Source organism: Streptomyces sp. NPDC035033 (assembly GCF_040636735.1).
GTDB lineage: Bacteria > Actinomycetota > Actinomycetes > Streptomycetales > Streptomycetaceae > Streptomyces.
The window spans coordinates 1-3,088 of sequence record NZ_JBEZUZ010000201.1; the positions used below are offsets into that span (position 1 = coordinate 1).

The following is a 3,088-nucleotide window of genomic DNA, read 5'->3' on the forward strand; positions in this document are numbered from 1 at the left end:
GCCGCGGGGGGCGCGGGGGCGCGCGCCCCCCGCGGTCCGGCCCCGAGGGCCGGGCGAGCGGGCGTCAGCGGTGGCGCAGGCGGCCGAGCAGGCGGCGTGCCTGGGCGCGCCTGCGGGGGTCGGCCGCGGCACGGCGCAGGGACGCCGCCGCGCCACGGCCCTGAGGGCTGCGGGCGAATCGCTTGATGCGGTCCAGCAGTGCGCTCATGGGATTCTCCTCCGGTCTCGAACGCGCGGGACGGTTTCCGCGTCCTGGCACCGCGTGTTGCCCCGAGCGGCCGTTCCACACCCTCAGCTTTCTGATCAGGCGTCAGAGGGCTTGCTCGGGAGGGACGTTCGCACGGGGCGGCGGCGCTGCCGGTGCGCTCGTCCGGGTTCCGTTCCCCGCCCCGTCCCCGGGCGCGCCGCCCGGCGGGCCGGTCAGCGCGAGTCCGAGCGCGACGAGGGCCGCGGCCACGGCCCGCCCGGCGGCGGGCCGCTCCGGCCGGGCCGCGGAGGACCGGCGCGGCCGGCGCGGCCGGTGCGCACGGTGTGCCCCCGCCTCCCGCGAGGAGGGTGCGGCGGAGGGCGCGGAGGCGCGGCCGGCGGTCCTCGGGTCGGCGAGGATCCGGGCGCAGGTGGCGGCGTCCGGCCGGGCCTCGGGGGAGCGGTCGGTCATCGCCGTGAGCAGGCGGGCGAGTTCCTCTGGCAGGCCGGGCGGCAGCACCGGAGGACGGTCCAGGTGCGCGAGGGCCGCCTCCAGCGGCGCCCCGCCGTACTCCGCCTCGCCCTTGAGGGTTTCGAGCAGCACGAGGCCGAGGCTGTACACGTCGGCCGCGGGCCCCGTGCCACGGCCCAGGGCCTGCTCGGGCGCCATGTAGGAGGCGGTGCCGACGAGAGCGCCCGCGCCGCCGGGGGCGTCGTCCGGGGCCTCGACGCGGCGGGAGATGCCGAAGTCCGTGAGGTGCGGGGCCCCCGACCGGTCCAGCAGGATGTTCGACGGCTTGACGTCGCGGTGGACGACGCCGTGACCGTGCACGTGGGCGAGGGCCGAGGCCAGGGCGGCCCCCGTCCGGCAGGTCTCGGCGGGCGTGAGGACCCCGCGGGCGATCCGCCGCCGCAGGGTCGTCCCCCGGACGAGCCGCATCACCAGGAACGGCCGGCTCCCGTCACGGCCCGCGTCGTAGAGGGTCACCAGGCCGGGATGGTGCATCCGGGCCAGCAGCCGGGCCTCCTCGCCGCACTGGACGTCGGCCCGGCGGGCGCCCGCGGGCCGGAACACCTTCACCGCCACGGGACGTCGCAGCCGCAGGTCCAGCGCCTCGTACACGTCCGCCGCGCCGCCCCGGCCCAGGAGGCGGTCGAGCCGGTAGCGCCCGGCGACGGTGCGGGCCGTTCCTGTGGCGTCCGGACGTACGGGCCTCGCTCGGACCTGCATCGGGGGCTCCCTGGGGGTGTGGCCGGCCCGCTGCGGACGGGCCGGGAGTCGGGTGCGTCGCCCGCCGGTGCGCGTGCGGGCCCGCGGCTGAACGCGTGCCCCGTCCCGCCATGAACATCCCCTGGGAAAAGGCGGATCGACGGTTCCGGCGTGCGCGCGGGGCCGGGCGGGGCACGGCCCCGCGCGTCTTCGAGGACGGGGGAATGATCCCCCGGGGCCCGGGTACGCGGATGCTGTCCGACCCCGGGGGAGGAGCGACCGGCCAGGGGTCCGGGACCGTCCGTCGCCGTGATCGCCGTCGGCGCCGTCCCGGCGTTCGCGTCCGGCCGGAAGCCCGGAACGGTCGGCCCCGGTCCGGACGGGCACCGGCCCGCTCGGGACCGCGGTCCGCACCGGCGTACCGCGCCACCGCCGGACGACGGCCCCGCCGACGGCACCCACGGTCACCGACGACCGTCGTGAACCGCTCCGGAGCGGCCCGCGCATCCGCGCCGCACCCCGTACGAACACAGCGACAGAGGAGTGACAGAGATGACCGACCATCTGTGGTCCTTCAGCACCGAGTCCGGCCACCTGACGGGCACCGACCTCACCGGGTGGCGCGTCGAGGCGTCCGACGGGCACATCGGCAAGGTGGACAAGCACTCCGACGAGGTGGACGACTCCTACCTGGTCGTCGACACGGGCGTCTGGATCTTCGGCAAGGAGGTGCTGGTCCCGGCGCGGGCCGTGACCCGCGTCGACCTGGAGGAGCGGACCCTCCACCTCGCCCTGTCGAAGGAACAGGTCAAGGACGCGCCCGAGTTCGTCTCCGACAAGCACCTCGCGGACCGCCAGTACCGCGAGGAGATCGGCCAGTACTACCGCACGTCCTGGCCCTTCCCGGGAGGCATGGGCGGCGGTCTCTGAGGGCCGCCGGCACGCACGGCGCGGCAGCGCGTCCCCGACGGGGGCGGCCCCCGCCCGGGAGAAGCCCGAGAAGCCCGAGAAACCCCGGGGGAAACCCGGGGAAACCCGAGAGAGAGGTGTCGTCATGTCCAAGGTGGAGGAGTCGGTCGAGGTCGAGGTCCCGGTGCGCGCCGCCTACGACCAGTGGACCCAGTTCGAGACGTTCCCGCGCTTCATGGACGGCGTGGAGCGGATCGAGCAGCGCACGGACACGCTCACCCACTGGGTCACGGAGATCGGCGGGGTGCGGCGCGAGTTCGACGCCGTCATCACCGAGCAGATCCCGGACGAACGCGTCGCGTGGACGACGGTCGAGGGCGAGGCCCGTCAGGCGGGCGTCGTCACGTTCCACCGTCTCGACGCGACCCGGACGAAGGTCATGCTCCAGATGGACTTCGCCCCCGAGGGGCTGACGGAACAGGCGGGCGACAAGCTCGGCTTCGTCAAGCGCAAGGTGGCCGGCGACCTCAAGCGGTTCAAGTCGTTCATCGAGGAGCGCGGCGGCCTGCAGACGGGCGGCTGGCGCGGATCCGTCTGAGGATCCGGCGCCGGCGCGTCCCTCGGCAGGGGCGACGGGAATCGAACCTGCGGCATCCGGTCGGGGAGACCGGCGCTCCGGCCGTCCGGGCGCCGCAACACGGCCTTCACACGCGCCGGATGACGAGGGGACAGAATGGGCCCATGATCCGGTTCGAACAGGTGACCAAGCGCTATCCGGACGGC

4 protein-coding genes are annotated in these 3,088 nt (G+C 75.6%); 2 read left to right on the plus strand and 2 right to left on the minus strand.

The window, feature by feature from the left end:
* Positions 1 to 64: 64 nt before the first annotated feature.
* Positions 65 to 208: a hypothetical protein gene (locus AB0E83_RS35310; protein ID WP_362120898.1), complete on the minus strand. Its 144-nt coding sequence runs from the start codon at positions 206 to 208 to the stop codon at positions 65 to 67.
* Between the two features lie 102 nt (positions 209 to 310).
* On the minus strand, positions 311 to 1,417 hold the full coding sequence (locus AB0E83_RS35315) for a serine/threonine-protein kinase (RefSeq protein WP_362120899.1): 1,107 nt from the start codon (positions 1,415 to 1,417) through the stop codon (positions 311 to 313).
* A 531-nt stretch (positions 1,418 to 1,948) separates the two neighbouring features.
* Here AB0E83_RS35315 and AB0E83_RS35320 point away from each other — a divergent pair.
* On the plus strand, positions 1,949 to 2,326 hold the full coding sequence (locus AB0E83_RS35320; RefSeq protein ID WP_362120901.1) for a PRC-barrel domain-containing protein: 378 nt from the start codon (positions 1,949 to 1,951) through the stop codon (positions 2,324 to 2,326).
* A 124-nt stretch (positions 2,327 to 2,450) separates the two neighbouring features.
* Positions 2,451 to 2,903 (plus strand): SRPBCC family protein, encoded by a 453-nt coding sequence (locus AB0E83_RS35325; protein WP_189945309.1) that lies wholly within the window; start codon positions 2,451 to 2,453, stop codon positions 2,901 to 2,903.
* The last annotated feature ends 185 nt before the right edge of the window (positions 2,904 to 3,088 follow it).